This is a genomic window from Streptomyces himastatinicus ATCC 53653, from assembly GCF_000158915.1.
Classification (GTDB): domain Bacteria; phylum Actinomycetota; class Actinomycetes; order Streptomycetales; family Streptomycetaceae; genus Streptomyces; species Streptomyces himastatinicus.
The window spans coordinates 10,525,903-10,542,724 of sequence record NZ_GG657754.1 but is presented as its reverse complement, the minus strand read 5'-3'; the positions used below and the strand labels follow the sequence as shown (position 1 = coordinate 10,542,724).

Here is a 16,822-nt window from a genome sequence, read left to right as displayed (position 1 = left end):
ATTCCACCCATCCCGGATGAATCACCGGAAATGGCCGTCGGTACCCCCGCACTCGACCGAGGAACCATGGATCGCGAAAAGATCACTCTCACCGGTACGCAGGAGACGATGCTCGCCACGCTGTACGGCAGGGCGGTGGACAGCCGCTCGCCGCACTCCGTCCTGGGCGACCACACGGCCCAGGAGGCGGTGCAGCGCGTCGCCTACGACTTCGGCAAGACGGGCATGACGGAGACCACCGCGGTCGGCATCGCGCTCCGGGCCAGACAGCTCGACGACTGGACCACCGCGTTCCTGGCCGAGCATCAGAAGGCGACCGTGCTGCACCTGGCGTGCGGGCTGGACACCCGGGTCCACCGGATCGACCCCTCGTCGTCGGTGCGCTGGCTGGACGTCGACTACCCCGACGTCATCGAGCTGCGCAAGCAGCTGCTTCCGCAGCCGTCGGGCAACTACGAGATGGTCGCCTCCTCGGTGACCGAGGAGGCGTGGCTCCGCGACGTGCCCGACGACCGGCCGACCGTGGCCGTCATGGAGGGCCTGACGATGTATCTGCACAAGGAGGAGGGCAAGCGCCTCATCCAGCGGATCACCGACCGGTTCCCCGGCGGCCAGCTGCTCTTCGACGTCTACGGATCGCTGGGCATCAGGCTCCAGAAGATGGTCCCGGCGGTGCGCAACGCGGGCGCGACGCTCCACTGGGGTCTCGACGACCCGCGGGAGATCGAGGGCTGGCACGACGGGCTGACCCTGATGGACGCGGTGCGCAGCGTCGACATGCCGGGGATGGAGGCGATGCCCACCACGGGGCGGATGAGCATGAAGGTGATGGCGCATCTGCCCGGGTTCAAGGACGTGGGCCGCATTCTGCGCTATCGCTTCTAGGCTCCGTCCTCACAAGGGTCACCCGGCGCCGGGGCGGCCCTTGATGCCGACCAGCAGGGAATAGCCGCCCATCAGGGGTTCGACCCAGGTGCTGCCGAATCCCGCCTCGGCCATCCAGGACCGGCCGTCGGCCGCGGTGTATTCGAACCCGGCAGCGGACTCGATCAGCATGTTCAGGCTGGCCAGCAGGCCGAACGTGTTGTGCCGCCGCTCGTCGTCGATGATCGCGTCGTAGACGAGCACCGCTCCCCCGTCGGGCAGGGCGTCGTACGCCTTCTTCAGCAGCAGCCGTTTCTCGTCCAGGCCCCAGCCGTGCAGGATCTGGCCCAGCACGATGACATCGGCGGTGGGCAGGTCGTCCGCGAAGAAGTCGCCCCCGTGGAAGGCGATGCGGTCGGTGAGGCCGAAGGACGTCACATACTTGTCGAAGACCGGCCGCACCCGGGGCAGTTCGAAGACACCGCCGCTGATGTGGAGATGGCGCTGGGCCACCGCCACCGGGACGCAGCCCAGGGCGCCGCCGACGTCCAGCACCGTCCGGTAGTCGACCCAGGGGAATTTCTCGGCTATCGCCCGCGCCATTCCCATGCTGAGCCCCGTCATGCCGTTCAGGAATCGTTCGAGGCCGGCCTGATCGTGGTAGATGGCGTCGTATACGTCTCCGCCGTGCTTCTGCTCGTTCTGCGGCTTTCCGGTGCGCAAGGCCTCGGTGAGCGATCCCCAGAACGGATAGAGACGGCTGTTCGCCATCTCCAGGACTCCGCCGACGTAGGTGTCCTTCTCCCGGTCGAGAAACGCGTCGGCACTCGGACTGTTGCGATACTCGGTCCCCCTTCTCTCCAGAAAGCCCAGGGCGACCAATGCGTCCAGGAAGTCCGCCGCGCCCCGCGAATGCAGACCCAGCGCCCCGGCCAGATCGCCGCGCTCGCACGGGCCTTGGGCGAGCCGGGTGAAGACATCGAGTTCCACGGCGGTGAGCAGGGTTTTCGACGCCATGTAGCCGAGCCCCACCTGCAAAATGGGCTCCGGGCTGATCTCGTGTGACATGAAATTCCTCGCCGTTCTTCCGGAATGAGCATGCACGGCACTCGGCCGTGTCATTGCGAACTTTCGTACGCTACAGTCCGATTGGGGCGCAGGGCGATCCACAGACTGAGCCCGGCCAGGGGGATCATGGTCAGCAGGGTGACGCCCACCATGCCGAGACCGTCGTCCCCGCTGCCGAGTAGCTGGCCGGTGAGCAGGAAGAGGACCATGTTGTTTCCCGCGTGGGCCAGGCTCGCGGTCCATATGGTGCCGCTGCGCATGAACAGCCAGGCGAGAACGGTCTCCTGGAACTGAAAGCAGAGGGTCCACACCAGCAGCCCGAGGAAGAGCCGGGGGAATTCGACATAGCCGATAAAGGCCAGTGGATAGTGCCAGGACGCCCAGATGAGCCCGGTCACGATCACCGATGGCGCCATTCTGCCGCCGAAGAGCCGCGGTCGGAGATAGCTGGTCCAGCCGAACTCCTCACCCCAGTACACCGGGGTGAGAAGCGGAAGCGCGAGCATCAGGGCGAGCACCGCCGCCCAGCCCGGGACGCCGTCCGCGATCTCGTCCAGCGGGGCGAGGTCCGGGCGCCACAGGCCGAGTGCGGCGGCAAGGGCCAGGGTTATGGCGGCGATCGCCAACGGGCCGAACCAGGCCAGGAGATAGTAGGGCCAGGCCCTCTTCAGCCGGAGCCGGAGCCCCGCGTCGGCGAATCCCTCCCGGGTGACCCAGCGCCGTACGACGAACGCCGCGATGCCCGGAACGCAGAAGGCCGGAAGCTGCAACAGCGGATTCAGTGCGGACAGGCCCAGAACCTCGTACGCCACGAACAGCCACAGCCAGGTCCCGCCGAAGGACAGGGCGAGGAATACCACAAGCCCTCTGGTTTTCGATGACATCAACGCGCATCCCTTTCCTGAGCAGTGAGCACGGATCAATCTGCGGATAAAACTGCCGTCCGGCGGCGAGTGGGCGCATCGCTGCCGCGAGCGAAATCCGTCTCCCCCGGTGTCGCGAGTGCCGGCTGGCTCTTTCGGGGGAGGCAGTCCGCACCTGGGCACCGCTACCGTTCGGGCCATGCGCACACTGATGCGCCCGCTTTTCGATGGCGCCACTTATCGAAGCTGGGCTTACGCGTTTCTCGGAGCGGCACTGAGCGTGCCGCCGCTGGTGGTGGCGGTGCTTTCGGCACCGCCGACGTGGCCGCTTCCCGGCCGTATCGCGGGCTTCACGCTCGCGCTCGTCGTGGTGCTCGCCGTCATGGGCAGTCTGCGCGCGGCGCGCCGCGGATGCGTCACGCTGGCCAACCGGCTGCTGGGCACCGAACTGCCCGCCCCCGCCGCCGTATCGGCCCGATCCCGGTGGGCCGACCGGGTGCGTACGGCGGCCTGGCTGGTGCCGCATGCGGCGGTGGGCGTGGCGGCGACGGCGGTGACCGGGGTGCTGGCCTTCGCCGCGGTCACGTTTCCGGCCGTCTGGCTGAACGGTGGAGGGCGGGTCGCCGTCCTCGGGAGCCATGTCACCGTGACGGCGGGTGTGGCCGGAGCGTGGAGCCCGGCCGTCGCCGCCCTGTGTCTGCTGCTGGCCGCCTACCTGACCGCGGTCGCCGCCGCGGGGCTCCGGCTGCTGGCTCCGGTCCTGCTCGACCACCGGCCCGCCGAGCGAGCGGCCGCCGCCGAGGAGCGGGCGCGGGTGCTGGCCGGGCGCAACCGGCTGGCGCAGGAGCTGCACGACTCCATCGGGCATACGCTGACCGCCTCCACCATCCAGGCGGCGGTGGCGAGCGAACTGCTGGAGCGTGATCCGGTGGCGGCGCGGCGCGCGCTGAACACCATCGAGGAGACGGCCCGCGCGGCGATGGACGACCTCGACCACGTCCTCGGCGCGCTGCGGGAACAGCAGGCGCCCACCTCACCCGCGCGCACCCTCGCCGACCTCGGCGCGCTCGCGGAATCGGTGCGGCAGGCTGGCGCGTCGCTGGAGGTGACGACCGAGGGCGGCCTGGACCGCGTCCCGGCGACCGTGTCGCGCGAGGCGTACCGCATCGTCCAGGAGGGACTGACCAACGCGCTGCGGCACGGCGCGAAGGCGGGCATCACGCTGCGGGTCACCGCCCGGGACGACCTGCTGGAGGTGGAACTCGTCAACCTGGTGGGCGGCGCGGCGCGTTTCCGCCGGGGCGGGCGGCCGCGTCAGGGTCTGACCGGGATCGCCGACCGGGTACGGCTGCTGAACGGCGAGGTGTCCGCCGGGCCGGTGGAGGACGCCGGGGACGGGCGGGCCCGTTGGCGGCTGGTGGCACGGCTGCCACTGGGGGCTGCGCGGTGAACACCGAAGAGGCTGCCGCTGTCGGCCGTACGGTGCGCGTGCTCGTCGTGGACGACGAGGAACTCACCCGTACCGGGCTGCGGACCCTGCTGTCCGCGAAGCCCGATCTCACGGTGGTCGGCGAGGCCGCCGATGGCTCCGAAGTGCCGCCGCTGGTGGAGGAGTTGCAGCCGGACGTGGTGCTGATGGACGCACGGATGCCCATCGTCGACGGGATCGAGGCCACGCGGCGGCTGCGGGCCACGTCGGCGGAACCGCCGAAGGTCATCGTGATCACCACCTTCGAGAACGACGAGTATGTGTACGACGCCCTGGAGGCCGGTGCCAGCGGATTCATCCGCAAGCGGGCCCCGGCCCAGCAGATCGCCCATGCCATCCGGCTGGTGGCCAGCGGGGATTCCGTCCTCTTCCCCGAAGCCGTCGCCCGGCTGACCACCGGGCGCCCGCCGCGGCGGGAGGCCGCGGCGCGGGTGGCGGCGCTCACCCGCCGGGAGGCGGAGATCCTGCGGCTGATGGCGGAGGGGCTGACGAACCAGCAGATCGCGGAGGTGCTGACGGTGAGCCTGGAGACCGTCAAGACGCATGTGGGCAATGTGCTGACCAAGCTGGGCGCCGGGAACCGGACCCAGGCGGTGATCCTGGCCTTCGAGGCGGGACTCGCACCCGGGAGGTGAGAAAGCGGTTTCGCGATCAAGTCGCGTACGCGGCAGGCACCTTGACACCACTGATGACAGCGCTTTCTATGGCGTGATGACCTCTGGACGACGCTCCGTCAGACCCGGCCGGCGGCCGCTCGGCCTGCTCACGGCCGCCGCCCTCGGCGCCGCCGCCACGCTCACGGCGCTCCCCGCCCAAGCTCAGGCCACGGTGGCAGGTTCGGGCACCACGTACTACGTCGACTCCCGCTCCGGGAGCGACGACGCGTCCGGCACCAGCGCCCGCGCGGCATGGCGCAGCCTGGAGCAGATCGGCCGGACGACGTTCCGGCCAGGTGACCGCATCCTGCTGAAGGGCGGCGGCTCCTGGAAAGGGCAGCTGTGGCCGAAGGGCTCGGGCGAGCGGAACCACCCCATCTCGATCGGCCGTTACGGTCCGGGCCCCAAGCCCCGGATCCAGGGTGAGGGCCAGGTCGACGACGCGGTGCGGCTGTTCAACCAGGAGTACTGGGAGATCCGTGACCTCGACGTCAGCAACGCGCTGCCCGCCACGGGGACTCCGGGCGAGAATCTGCGCGATCTGCGCGGCATCCATGTGTCCGGGGACGACTCACGGCAGCTGGACCACTTCGTGATCGACAGGGTCGACGTCCACGATGTCACCGGCGAGGTGAACTGGATCAGCGGCGACACCGCGGGCAACGCCCCGGGCGTGCGCTTCAAGACCGGTTGGGACCGGTCGAAGAGGACCGGCGGCATCGTCTTCGACACCACGGTGCCCGACATCACGGCACCGCCCACCGCCCCGACCGTTCTGCACGATGTGCGGGTGCAGAACTCCACGGTGCGCAACACCTCGTTCGCGGGCATCGTCGTGAAGCAGTACACCGGCGACCTGAAGGACGCGGACGGCAACCCGGTCGCCAAGCCGACCGGCTGGGGCACCCGGACCTCGGCCTCCGACACCACGTTCACCCCGCATACGAACATCACCATCCGGAACAACTACGTCTCCCAGGGCGGCACCGCGTACGGCTGCAACGCGATGTATCTGACCAACGTCCGCGGCGCGGTGGTCGACCGCAATGTGGTCGACCAGGCGGGGACGTCGGGCATCGAGGCGTACTACGCGGACGACGTGGTGATCCAGCGCAACGAGGTGTACCGGACGGAACGGAAGGCCGGGGGCGCGGACTCCAACGGCATCGACGCGGACAAGGGCACCACGCGGGTCGTCATCCAGTACAACTTCGCCCATGACAACGGCGATGGCATCCTGCTCTGCCAGTTCGCCTTCGGCGATGTCGTGGTGCGCTACAACGTCCTGAACGGGAACTCGCGGTATCCGCTGTATCTGCACTCGGACAAGGCCGCGTCGGCCGAGGTCTACAACAACACCGTGCACAACGCGTCGAGCAAGTACCTCGTCTACGGCTACGGCTCCTCGCTGAACGCGCGCTACAACCTGCACGACAACGTGTTCTCCTCGGCGGTCGCCGACGCGACCCTGACGACCAGCCCGACCATCACCTACGCCCGCAACTTCTACGGCGGCGCCCCGCTGCCGGTCCCCGCCGCCGACACCCAGGCGCGCACCGGCGACCCGCTGTTCGTCAACCCGGCCGTCTCGGGCCCGTACGGCACCCCCACCAGCGGCCCGCAACTCCGCACCGGCCTGGCCTTCGCGCCCCGCCCGGGCTCCCCCCTGATCGACACCGGCGCCCCCACCCCCGACAACGGCGGCCGCGACTACCGGGGCACCCCCCTCTACCGCGGCGCACCCGACCTCGGCGCGATCGAGGGCCCGCGATAATCGCTGCGGGTTGTCAGTGGTGCCTCGTACCGTGAGGACATGGCGGAGATGGAGACCGGGACACTCGATCCGATGGAGCGGCTGCTCGCCGAGCGTGCCTGTGAGCGGCTGCTCGTGGAGTTCCTGCGGCGGCTCGATCTGGGGGAACCGGGCACGGTGGCGGAGTTGTTCACCCTCGACGGGATATGGGAGTGGCCCGCCGGGGAGCGTCTGGTGCGGGGGCGGGAGGCGCTGCGGGAGTATTTCGCCTCGCGGCCCGCGGACCGGCTGTCGCGCCGGGTGTGTTCCAACGTCCTGGTGACGGTGGACTCCGCGACGACGGCCCATGCGACGTCGTATTTCGCGACGTACCGGGTCGACGGCTATCGCGGGGGCATCGTTCCGCCGCGGCCGCCGGTCAACGTGGGGCACTACGAGGACGCGTTCCGCCGGGTGGAGGGGCGGTGGCTGCTGGCCTCGCGGACCACGCATCTGGCCTTCGGCGGGGAGACCGAGCGGCTCGGGGGCACGGAGCGGAGCTGAGTCAGTGGTCCTCCGCGTCCGCGCCGCAGCGCTGGCAGCGGTCGAAGGGGACGGTGTCCTGGATGGCGCCGCATGCGGCGCAGACGCGGTCCAGCCAGCAGGCGGCGTCCCCGCCTTCGGGTTCGGCGGGGGCGCGGTCCGAGGGCTGCCGGGGGTCGGTGTCGCTCATCGCCGGGGTCCCTCTCTCCGGATCGTTGGGCGAGGCTTATCAGGGTGCCATGAGACGGATAGATCGGATCTATACGGCCGCGATGCGGGCTTGATGGGGGGTCATTCGGTTCCAGGTCTCCCCAGTTGTCGGATGAATCGGTAACGTGTCCGCCTCGGGAGGCAAACATGGAGAGATCTGTCAGACGCTCCACCCTGGTCCTTCTCCTGTGCGGCGCGCTGGCCATGACGCTGTTCGTCACGGGCCCGGCGCGCGCCAAGGGGCAGGTGCGGGACTCCGCGTGGACGGTGAGCGGGCCGTCGCCACGCGCTTCCGACTCCGGTCCGCTCGCCCGGCTACGGCTGGACCGGGCCTCGGGCGCGCTGACGCTTCAGGTGTCGCGATCCGGTCGTACGGTGGTCGAGCCCTCGCCGGTGGGCATCGTCACCGAGCGGGCGGACCTGTCGCGCGGGCTGCGGTTCGTAGGCCGCAGCGACCGTACGGTGGCCGGGCAGTACCGGTCCACGGTCGGCAAGGAGCGCTCGCGCGCATACCGCATGACCGAGGCGCGCTTCCGGTTCCGGGGCGACGGCGGCGCCCGGCTGGACGTGCTGGTGCGGGCGTCCGCCGACGGGGTCGCCTATCGCTATGTCCTGCCGTCCGGCAGCGGTGATGTGCTGGGCGAGACCTCGGCGTTCACGCTGCCCGCGGACGCGGACGCGTGGCTCGGCACGTACCGCAAGGACAATGAGAACCTGTTCAAGCAGTACACCGCGGCGACCGCGCCCGCCGGTGAGTACATGGCGCAGGCCCTGTTCCAGACGGGCGGCACCTACGCCCTGATCGCCGAATCGGACCTCACCGGCCGCTACTCCGCCGCCCGCCTGGTCCACGAGGAGGGCGCCCCGACGTACCGCATCGGGCTGTGGGACCAGCGGGTCGAGTCCGACGGTCCGCTCAGCACCCCGTGGCGTGCGATGGTCGTGGGCGATCTGGCGACCGTCACCGAGTCCACCTTCACCGACGATCTGGCTCCCGCCTCGAAGGTCGCCGACACCTCGTGGATCCGGCCGGGGCCCGCGCTGTGGACCTGGCTCGCGGGCGGGCGTCCGGCCGGGCAGAGCCTGTCGATGCAGAAGGGGTACGTGGACTACGCGGCAGCCCGCGGCTGGCCGTATGTGGTGGTGGACGCGGGCTGGTACTTCGACCCGGACCAGTGGGACGTCACCGACCCCGACTGGCAGCGCAACAGCTGGATCCCGGAGCTGGTCCGGTACGCCAAACAGCGCAAGGTCGGCATCCAGGTCTGGATCCACCAGCGCGATCTGGACACCGCTGAGGAGCGCGAGCAGTGGCTGCCGACCCTGGAGAAGTGGGGCGTAAAGGGGGTGAAGATCGACTTCATGGACTCCGAGGCCCAGCAGACGCTGCGCTGGTACGACGAGATCCTTCCGGCCACCGCGGCCCACCATCTGCTCGTCAACTTCCACGGCTCGACCATCCCCAAGGGCATCCAGCGCACCTGGCCGCAGGTGATGACGATGGAGGGCGTCAACGGTGAGGAGAAGCGGGTGAACACCCCGGAGCACCTGGCGACGCTTCCGTTCACCCGCAATGTCATCGGCTCGATGGACTTCACCCCGGGCGCCTTCCACCGCGCCGAGCGCCCCAACGCGGCCTCGGACGCGGGCGAGCTGGGCCTGTCGGTGCTGTACGAGTCGGGGATCCAGAACCTGGCGGGCACCCCGGAGTCGTACGACGCCCGTCCGCAGGCCCGGCGTTTCCTGGAGCAGATACCCGCCTCCTGGGACCGCACCCGGCTGCTGGCGGGGCGTCCCGGTGAGAGCGCGGTGCTCGCGCGCGCCAAGGGCGAGCGCTGGTTCATCGGCGGCACCTTCACCGGCGACGCGCACACCGCCACCATGCCGCTGCGGCTGGGCCGGGGGAAGTGGCTGGTCGACCTCGTCCTCGACGGAGCGGACGGCCTGGCGCGCGAGCCACGGGTGGTGCGCGGCGGGGACACCCTGTCCGTCCCGGTGGTGAAGGACGGCGGATTCGCCGCCATCGCCTGCCGCTGGCGTCCGGGCGTCACCAGCTGCGACCGGCCGTCCTGACGCGCGCGGCGGCGGCATGGACACCACGGTGACCGTGCCGCCGCCGGAGCGGCGGATTCCGCGCGTCTGACGCATGATCGTTCCGGGGCGACCGAGCGGATCAGACGTCAGGAAGCGGATATGGCGATCACGAGATGGTTCTTCGAGCCCGGCCACACGGCCGCCGAATTCAGGGCCCGGCACATGATGGTCACGTACGTGCGTGGGCAGTTCAAGAACGTTCAGGGCTCGATCGAGGTGGATCCGGACCAGCCGGAGGACGCCCGGATCGAGGCGACCATCGACGCGACGCAGGTGTACACGGGGCAGCCGCAGCGGGACGCGCATCTGCGCAGCGCGGACTTCTTCGACGTCGGGCACCATCCGACGTGGACGTTCACCGGCACGGGTGTCACCCAGCTGAGCGAAACCGAGTTCGAGGTCGCGGGCGATCTCACGGTGCGCGGTGTCACCCGCCGGGTGCCGCTGCACGTGGCCTATCTGGGGCAGTGGGGCACGCCCTGGTGGGAGGGCGACCGGGACCTGGGGCCGCGGCGGCGGGCGGGCTTCCTCGCGACGGGCCGGGTCAACCGGCACGACTTCGGGGTGTCCTGGAACGACACGGTGGACCGGGGCGGGGTCGTGGTGAGCGACATGGTCGACATCACCATCGACGTCGAGGCCGTTCTCGACCCCGCGGGCAGCCGTGCCTGAGCCGCTGGGCTAACCGCCCGGGGGCTTACGGGTGCGGGTCCACTCCCCCAGCTGCCGGGCCGTCCAGGTGTTGATGATCCGTTCCTTCGGCACGCCGCATTCCACCGCCCGGGCGCATCCGTTGATCTGCCAGTCGAGCTGGCCGGGCGCATGGGCGTCGGTGTCGACCGAGAAGAACGTCCCCGCCTGGACGGCCTCCCGGAGCAGCCGCCGCGGCGGGTCCAGCCGCTCCGGCCGGCAGTTGATCTCCACGGCGGTGCCCGACTCCGCGCAGGCCGCGAAGACCTCGGCGGCGTCGAACGCCGACTCGGGCCGCTTGCCGCCCAGCAGCCGCCCGGTGCAGTGCCCCAGCACATCGACGCGCGGATCACTGACCGCGGCCACCATCCGGCGCGTCATCGGGCGCGCGTCCATCCGCAGCTTGGAGTGGACGGAGGCCACCACCAGGTCCAGCCGGTCCAGCAGCTCGGGCTCCTGGTCCAGCGAGCCGTCGGTCAGGATGTCGACCTCGATCCCGGTCAGCAGCCGGAACGGGGCCAACCTCTCGTTGAGCGCCGCCACCACGTCCAGCTGCTCGCGCAGCCGGTCCGCCGAGAGCCCCCGGGCGACGGTCAGCCGCGGGGAATGGTCCGTCAGCACGGCCCAGTCATGGCCCAGCCGGGCGGCGGTACGGGCCATCAGCTCGATCGGGGAACCGCCGTCGGACCAGTCCGAATGCAGATGACAGTCGCCGCGCAGCGCGGCGCACAGTTCGTCCGCAGCGGCGTTCGGGCCGGTCAGCGCCCTCACCGCCACCGGGGTTCCAGTTTCCGGAGATAGGCGGGCACCTCGCCCTTGAGCGCCTCCTTGACCACCTGTGAGGTCTTGGGGCCGAGGCCCTTGAGCGAGGCGAGGGTGCCCGCCGCCACCCGTCGCTCCACCTCGTCCGGGGACAGCTCGGCGAGCACCGCCTGGGCGTTGCGGAAGGCGCGCACGCGGTACGTCGGTGCCTGCTCGCGCTCCAGCAGGAACGCGATCCGGTCCAGCGCCGTCAGCGGGTCCACCACGCCCTCCATTGTCCTTACAGCACCTCAGGCGCGCCGGTCCGGGCGGCGGCCCGGAGGCTGCCGGGGCTCGGCGCGGGCGGTCTGTTCGGGCACGTCGCAGGTCTGCGGCGACTTGTCGGAGACGGTGATGGGCCGACCGTAGTGCTGGATCTCCAGCGGTGCGCCCTCGACCAGCGTGTAGGTGGCGGTGAGGTCGGTGATCTCCACCCGCAGCCGCCGTCGCAGCACCTGCACGCTGAACGCCAGCCGGGCCAGCTTCTCCGGCAGCTTGGGCGAGAAGCACAGGCTGCCCTCGCGGTACCGCATCCCGCCGAACCCGGCGACCAGCGCCATCCAGGTACCGGCCAGCGAGGCGATGTGCAGTCCGTCGCGGGTGTTGTGCTCCAGGTCCCGCAGGTCCATCAGGGCCGCCTCGCCCAGGTAGTCGTAGGCGAGGCGCAGATGGCCGACCTCGGCGGCCATGACGGCCTGGGCGCAGGCGGACAGGGAGGAGTCGCGGACGGTCAGATGCTCGTAGTAGGCGAAGTTGCGGGCCTTCTCCTCGGGGGTGAAGCACTCGCCGCGCAGATACATGGCCAGCACCAGGTCGGCCTGTTTGACGACCTGCTTGCGGTACAGGTCGAAGTAGGGGAAGTGGAGCATCAGGGGGTACTGGCTGGGGTGGGTGTTCTGGAAGTCCCACTCCTGGTGGCCGGTGAAGTCGGCGGACTGTTCGTGGACGCCCAGCGTCTTGTTGTACGGGACCGTCATGGCCTCGGCCGCGTCCCGCCAGGTGGCGGCCTCCTCGTCGTCGGCACCCAGCAGTGAGCCCTTGTCGGGGTGGCGCTCCACGACGTCCGCGGCGGCGCGCAGGTTCGACTGGGCCATGAGGTTGGTGTACACGTTGTCGTCCGCGATGGCGCTGTACTCGTCCGGGCCGGTCACCCCGTCGATGTGGAAGCGGCCGTGGTGGTCGTGATGGCCCAGGGAGCGCCACAGCCGGGCGGTCTCCACCAGTATCTCCACCCCGGTTTCGCGTTCGAACTCCTCGTCGCCGGTGGCGGCGATGTAGCGCACCACGGCGTCGGCCACATCGGCGTTGATGTGGAAGGCGGCGGTGCCGGCGGGCCAGTAGGCGGAGCATTCGGAGCCGTCGATGGTGCGCCAGGGGAAGGCGGCGCCCTCGTGGCCCAGCTGGCGCGCCCGCTCCCGGGCGGCGGGCAGGGTGGACTGGCGCCAGCGCAGCGCCTGGGCGGTGGCCTCGGGGAAGGTGTAGGTCAGCAGTTGCAGGACGAAGGTGTCGGCGTCCCAGAAGGAGTGCCCGTCGTAGCCGGAGCCGGTGAGGCCCTTGGCGGGGATGGCGCGTTCCTCGGCGCGCGCACCGGCCTGGAGGACGTGGAATATGCCGAACCGCACGGCTTGCTGGATCTCGGCGTCGCCCTCGACCTCGACGTCGGCGCGGGCCCAGAAGTCCTCCAGCCACGCGCGCTGCTGTTCGACCAGGCCGTGCCAGCCGGTGGAGGCGGCTCCGGCGAGCGCCGCCTCGACCTGGTCGCGTACGGCTGGCAGGGAGCGCGCGCCGGACCAGCCGTAGGCGACCAGCTTCTCCAGCCGCAGCTTCTCGCCGGGCTTGAGGACGGAGGTGACGGTGAGGCGGGCGACGTCGTCGCCGCTCTCACTGGCGTGGCGGGTGGGCGGCGGTCCGCTGATCAGGTGGTCGGCGGCGGCGGCGACCCGCAGCTTACTGGCCTCGGTGCAGTGGATGAGCAGCAGCCGTTTGTCGACGGCGTCGTTCTCCTCAGCCTCCAGCGGGCTCTCCAGCGCGGAGGCGACCCGGGGGTCCCCGCCACGCTCCGGCAGCTGCTCGTTGGCGACCAGCTCGGACTGGACGACGACACGGACCTCGGCGTCCAGCGCCTCCACCTCGTAGGCGACCGCGGCAACGGCCCGCTGGGTGAGGGAGACCAGCCGGGTCGAGCGCACGCGCACGCTGGTTCCCGAGGGAGAGGTCCATTCGCAGGTGCGGTGCAGTACCCCGGCCCGCAGGTCGAGCACGCGCTCGTGGGAGCGCAGCCGCCCGTAGCGCAGGTCGAAGGGCTCATCGTCCACCAGCAGCCGGATGATCTTGCCGTTGGTGACGTTGATCATGGTCTGGCCGGCTTCGGGATAGCCGTAACCGGCCTCGGCGTACGGCAGCGGGCGCAGCTCGTGCACCCCGTTGAGGTAGGAGCCGGGCAGCCCGTGCGGCTCGCCCTCGTCGAGGTTGGCGCGCCAGCCGACATGGCCGTTGGAGAGCGCGAAGACGGACTCGCTCTGCGGCAGCAGATCGAGGCGCAGCGCGGTCTCGCGCAGCTGCCAGGGATCGACGGCGTATGAGGAATCGGTGATCACGAGGGGTCCTCCAGCAGCTCGGCGAGATCCTCGACGACGATGTCGGCGCCGTGTTCGCGCAGCGCGTCGGCCTGGCCGACCCGGTCCACGCCGACCACGCGGCCGAAGCGACCGGCCCGTCCCGCCTCCATGCCCGCCAGGGCATCCTCGAAGACGGCCGCCTCGGCGGGGGCCGCGCCCAGTTCCCGGGCGGCCTCCAGGAAGGTGTCCGGACGCGGTTTGCCCGGCAGCCCCCGCTCGGCGGCGACCACGCCGTCGATCCGTACCTCGAAGAGGTGCTCGATACCGGCGGCGATCAGCACATCGCGGCAGTTGGCGCTGGAGGAGACGACCGCGGTGCGCAGCCCGGCGGCGCGCGCGGCCTCGGCGAAGCGCACCGATCCGGGGTACGCCTCGACGCCTTCCTCCCGGATCCGCTCCAGGACGAGGACGTTCTTCCGGTTGCCGAGCCCCTGGACGGTGTCCTTGTCGGGCGGGTCGTCCGCGCTGCCCTCGGGAAGGTCGATGTCCCGGGAGGCCAGGAAGGTGCGTACGCCGTCGGCGCGCGGACGGCCGTCGACGTACTCGTCGTAGTCGGTGGTCTTGTCGAAGGGGCGGAAGGAGGGTCCGTCGCGGCGTCGCAGGAACTCGTCGAACATCTGCTTCCACGCCGCCGCGTGCACCACCGCGGTCCGGGTCAGCACGCCGTCGAGGTCGAAGAGGCAGGCCCGGATGCCCGCCGGGAGGCAGAGCTTGGTCATGGCCCCCGGTTCCCCCGCGCACGCCGGAATATGCGGAAGATTCTCCGGCGGCTCCGGCCGTGGCCCAGGGCTCAGCCCGGCACGGCGGTGGCCCTGGCCCGGTACGACGCCTCCCGGCGGCCCGGCCCTAGCCCGGCCCTAGCCCGGTACGGCCGTGCGGCCCTCGCGGCGGGAGCGGTCGGCGGCCTCCAGTACGGCGACCACCTCGCGGCCGAACCGCACGTCACAGGGGTCGGCCACGCCGTCCCGCGCGCTCCGCAGCAGCCGGTCGACCGCCGTGCCGAACGCCTCCACCGCCGTGGTTCCCGGGTCGGGCACCTCGGCCGTGCCCTGTTCCCCGTAGAAGTCGCAGCCGAATCCGGCGGCAGCGGGCGCGGCGTCCAGGGTGAGCGCGAGGGTGCCGACCGCGCCCGAGTCGTGCCGCAGCAGTACGTGCGCGGCGCCCCGCGGCCCGTCGAGGGCGGTGACCTCGGCCACCGGGCCCAGCACCGGCAGCAGCAGGGACAGGGCGTGCGGCCCGACGTCCCACAGCCCACCGCGTTCGCGGCGCCAGGGCGAGGCACCGTAGGGGCTGCCGGACCGGAATATGGAACCGAAGCCGGTGGCCCGGCCGCCGTCCCAGCCCCCGGCCGCCGCGGCACGGTCCAGGAACGATGCGATGGGCGCGGCGAAGCGCCGGGTGAAGAAGACCACCGAGGCCGCCGAGCGCTCCTCCGCTGCGGCCACGATCCGGTCGGCGGCAGTGGTGGTGAAGGCCACCGGCTTGTCGAGCAGCAGATGGCGACCGGCCCGCGCGGCACGCTCGGCGAGGTCGCTCTGGATGTCCGGCGGGAGGGCCACGGCGACCGCGTCGACGTCGGCGATCAGCGCGTCCGCGTCGGCGTAGGCGCGGGTGCCGTAGCGGTCGGCGAGCGCCTCCGTCTTGCCCGGGTCGCGGCCCCAGATCCCGGCCAGTTCCGCGTCGGGGTGCGCGGCGAGCGCGGCGCCGTGGGTCTCGGCCGCCCAGTGTCCGGTGCCCAGCAGTCCGAAGCGCATCCTGCCCGCCCTTTCGCCCGGTTCGCCGCGGGGCGCTCCCCGCGGCCGACCGCGATCCTACGCCGCGGGCGGTACGCCGCTCACCTGCTTGGACGTGGGCGGGTGCCGGGGTGCGGGGGCGGTGACAATCTTGGGCCACGGCCCCGCCACAGCCCGGGCACGGCCGCGCTCCCCTCACCGCTGGAGGACGTCCGTGGCCAGCCCGACCCCCACCACATCGGGCCGTGCGACGCGGCCTGCCCCGCCACGCCCCCGCACCGCGACGCGCGCGGCCGCGGCGCTGCTGCTGTGCTGCGCGGCGGTGCCCGCCTGTGCCTCCTCCCCGGACCACGGCTCCCACCCGCGGAAGTCGGCGACGCCGCACCACTCGGCCCGGGCGCAGTCCGCGGCCGAGAAGGCCAAGAAGGCCGAGAAAGCGGCCCGCGCCCGTCTGCTGCCAGGCATGCCACCGCCGCTCGATCCGCGGGACCTGTACGCGGCGGACCGGCCGAACAAGCTGTCGCGCACGGTGAAGGGCTTTCCGTCACGGGTGTACGTGCCCAACACGCTGTCGGACACGGTGAGCGTGATCGACCCGAAGACGTACAAGGTGGTGCGCACCATCCAGGTCGGCCACCAGCCGCAGCACGTGGTGCCGTCGTGGGATCTGAAGACGCTGTGGGTCAACAACGACCTCGGCAACACCCTCACCCCGATCAATCCCAAGACCGGCCGGGTGGGCCGCCCGGTGGACGTCCACGATCCGTACAACCTGTACTTCACGCCGAACGGCAAGTACGCCGTGGTGATGGCCTCCAAGGACCGGGCCCTGGTGTTCCGGGACGCGCACACCATGCGGGTGGTGAAGTCGGTGCCGGTGACGTGCTTCGGCGTCAACCACGCGGACTTCTCCCCCGACGGGCGCTACTTCATCGTCTCGTGCGAATTCTCGGGCGAGCTGCTGAAGGTGGACACGGCCCGGATGAAGGTGGTGGGTCAGCAGCGGCTGCCGCTCGCGGGGGCCATGCCGCAGGACGTCAAGATCTCGCCGAACGGCAAGACCTGGTACATCGCCGACATGGTGGCGAACGGGGTGTGGGTGCTGAACGGGGACACCTTCCGCCGCCCCCGGCTGCTGCCCACCGGCAAGGGCGCCCACGGCCTCTACGTCAGCCGGGACTCCCGCACGCTCTACATCTCCAATCGCGGTGAGGGCACGGTCTCCCTGCTGTCCTTCAAGTCCGGCAAGCTCACCGACCGCTGGCGGCTTCCCGGGGGCACCAGCCCCGACATGGGCGGCGTGTCCTCGGACGGCAAAAGTGCTGTGGCTGTCGGGCCGCTACAACGGTGAGGTGTACGCGATCGACACCCGCACCGGGCGGCTCCGCCACCGGATCCCGGTGGGCGGTGGCCCGCACGGGCTGGCCGTCTATCCGCAGCCGGGCCGCTACTCCCTCGGCC

The 16,822-nt window shown here is 71.1% G+C and carries 13 protein-coding genes and 2 pseudogenes; 8 read left to right on the top strand and 7 right to left on the bottom strand.

Annotated elements, in window-relative coordinates; all coding sequences use genetic code 11:
* Nucleotides 1-66 precede the first annotated feature (66 nt).
* Nucleotides 67-885, top strand: coding sequence for a class I SAM-dependent methyltransferase (locus SSOG_RS44375; RefSeq protein ID WP_009720878.1), 819 nt, complete (start codon nt 67-69; stop codon nt 883-885).
* A gap of 18 nt (nt 886-903) precedes the next feature.
* Here SSOG_RS44375 and SSOG_RS44370 read toward each other — a convergent pair whose 3' ends face one another.
* Nucleotides 904-1,932, bottom strand: a complete 1,029-nt coding sequence (locus SSOG_RS44370) for a methyltransferase (protein WP_106516563.1) — start codon at nt 1,930-1,932, stop codon at nt 904-906.
* A 50-nt stretch (nt 1,933-1,982) separates the two neighbouring features.
* Nucleotides 1,983-2,816 (bottom strand): CPBP family intramembrane glutamic endopeptidase, encoded by an 834-nt coding sequence (locus SSOG_RS44365; RefSeq protein ID WP_245606526.1) that lies wholly within the window; start codon nt 2,814-2,816, stop codon nt 1,983-1,985.
* A gap of 178 nt (nt 2,817-2,994) precedes the next feature.
* Here SSOG_RS44365 and SSOG_RS44360 point away from each other — a divergent pair, with 178 nt between their 5' ends.
* The 4 genes from SSOG_RS44360 to SSOG_RS44345 all read left to right on the top strand — a co-directional run bounded on the left by SSOG_RS44360 (nt 2,995) and on the right by SSOG_RS44345 (nt 7,236).
* Nucleotides 2,995-4,245, top strand: coding sequence for a sensor histidine kinase (locus SSOG_RS44360; protein WP_106516561.1), 1,251 nt, complete (start codon nt 2,995-2,997; stop codon nt 4,243-4,245).
* On the top strand, nt 4,242-4,919 hold the full coding sequence (locus SSOG_RS44355; RefSeq protein WP_009720874.1) for a response regulator transcription factor: 678 nt from the start codon (nt 4,242-4,244) through the stop codon (nt 4,917-4,919). Before SSOG_RS44360 ends, SSOG_RS44355 begins: the two co-directional genes overlap by 4 nt.
* A 76-nt stretch (nt 4,920-4,995) precedes the next feature.
* Nucleotides 4,996-6,714, top strand: coding sequence for a right-handed parallel beta-helix repeat-containing protein (locus SSOG_RS44350; protein ID WP_050800205.1), 1,719 nt, complete (start codon nt 4,996-4,998; stop codon nt 6,712-6,714).
* Nucleotides 6,715-6,762: 48 nt separating this feature from the next.
* Nucleotides 6,763-7,236, top strand: coding sequence for a nuclear transport factor 2 family protein (locus SSOG_RS44345; RefSeq protein ID WP_039942798.1), 474 nt, complete (start codon nt 6,763-6,765; stop codon nt 7,234-7,236).
* A 1-nt stretch (nt 7,237) separates the two neighbouring features.
* Here the strand turns inward: SSOG_RS44345 and SSOG_RS54520 are convergent, their stop codons facing one another.
* Nucleotides 7,238-7,405 carry a hypothetical protein gene (locus SSOG_RS54520; RefSeq protein WP_009720871.1) on the bottom strand — a complete coding sequence of 56 codons (168 nt, stop codon included), beginning with the start codon at nt 7,403-7,405 and terminating at the stop codon, nt 7,238-7,240.
* 167 nt (nt 7,406-7,572) lie between these two features.
* On the opposite strand from SSOG_RS54520, the gene SSOG_RS44340 reads away from it, so the two are divergent.
* Nucleotides 7,573-9,498, top strand: a complete 1,926-nt coding sequence (locus SSOG_RS44340; protein ID WP_039940239.1) for a glycoside hydrolase family 97 protein — start codon at nt 7,573-7,575, stop codon at nt 9,496-9,498.
* A gap of 120 nt (nt 9,499-9,618) precedes the next feature.
* Nucleotides 9,619-10,191, top strand: coding sequence for a YceI family protein (locus tag SSOG_RS44335; RefSeq protein ID WP_009720869.1), 573 nt, complete (start codon nt 9,619-9,621; stop codon nt 10,189-10,191).
* Nucleotides 10,192-10,200: 9 nt separating this feature from the next.
* On the opposite strand, the pseudogene SSOG_RS44330 reads toward SSOG_RS44335, so the two are convergent.
* From SSOG_RS44330 to SSOG_RS44315, 4 genes and pseudogenes are all read right to left on the bottom strand, one after another.
* Nucleotides 10,201-11,234, bottom strand: a pseudogene (locus SSOG_RS44330) (PHP domain-containing protein).
* 27 nt (nt 11,235-11,261) lie between these two features.
* Nucleotides 11,262-13,607: a glycoside hydrolase family 65 protein gene (locus SSOG_RS44325; RefSeq protein ID WP_009720867.1), complete on the bottom strand. Its 2,346-nt coding sequence runs from the start codon at nt 13,605-13,607 to the stop codon at nt 11,262-11,264.
* Nucleotides 13,604-14,347 (bottom strand): HAD family hydrolase, encoded by a 744-nt coding sequence (locus tag SSOG_RS44320; RefSeq protein WP_009720866.1) that lies wholly within the window; start codon nt 14,345-14,347, stop codon nt 13,604-13,606. Before SSOG_RS44320 ends, SSOG_RS44325 begins: the two co-directional genes overlap by 4 nt.
* Before the next feature lie 138 nt (nt 14,348-14,485).
* Complete coding sequence (locus tag SSOG_RS44315; protein ID WP_009720865.1) at nt 14,486-15,382, bottom strand: Gfo/Idh/MocA family protein; 897 nt, start codon at nt 15,380-15,382, stop codon at nt 14,486-14,488.
* Between the two features lie 193 nt (nt 15,383-15,575).
* On the opposite strand from SSOG_RS44315, the pseudogene SSOG_RS44310 reads away from it, so the two are divergent.
* A pseudogene (locus tag SSOG_RS44310) lies at nt 15,576-16,822 on the top strand (YncE family protein); the annotation flags it as partial.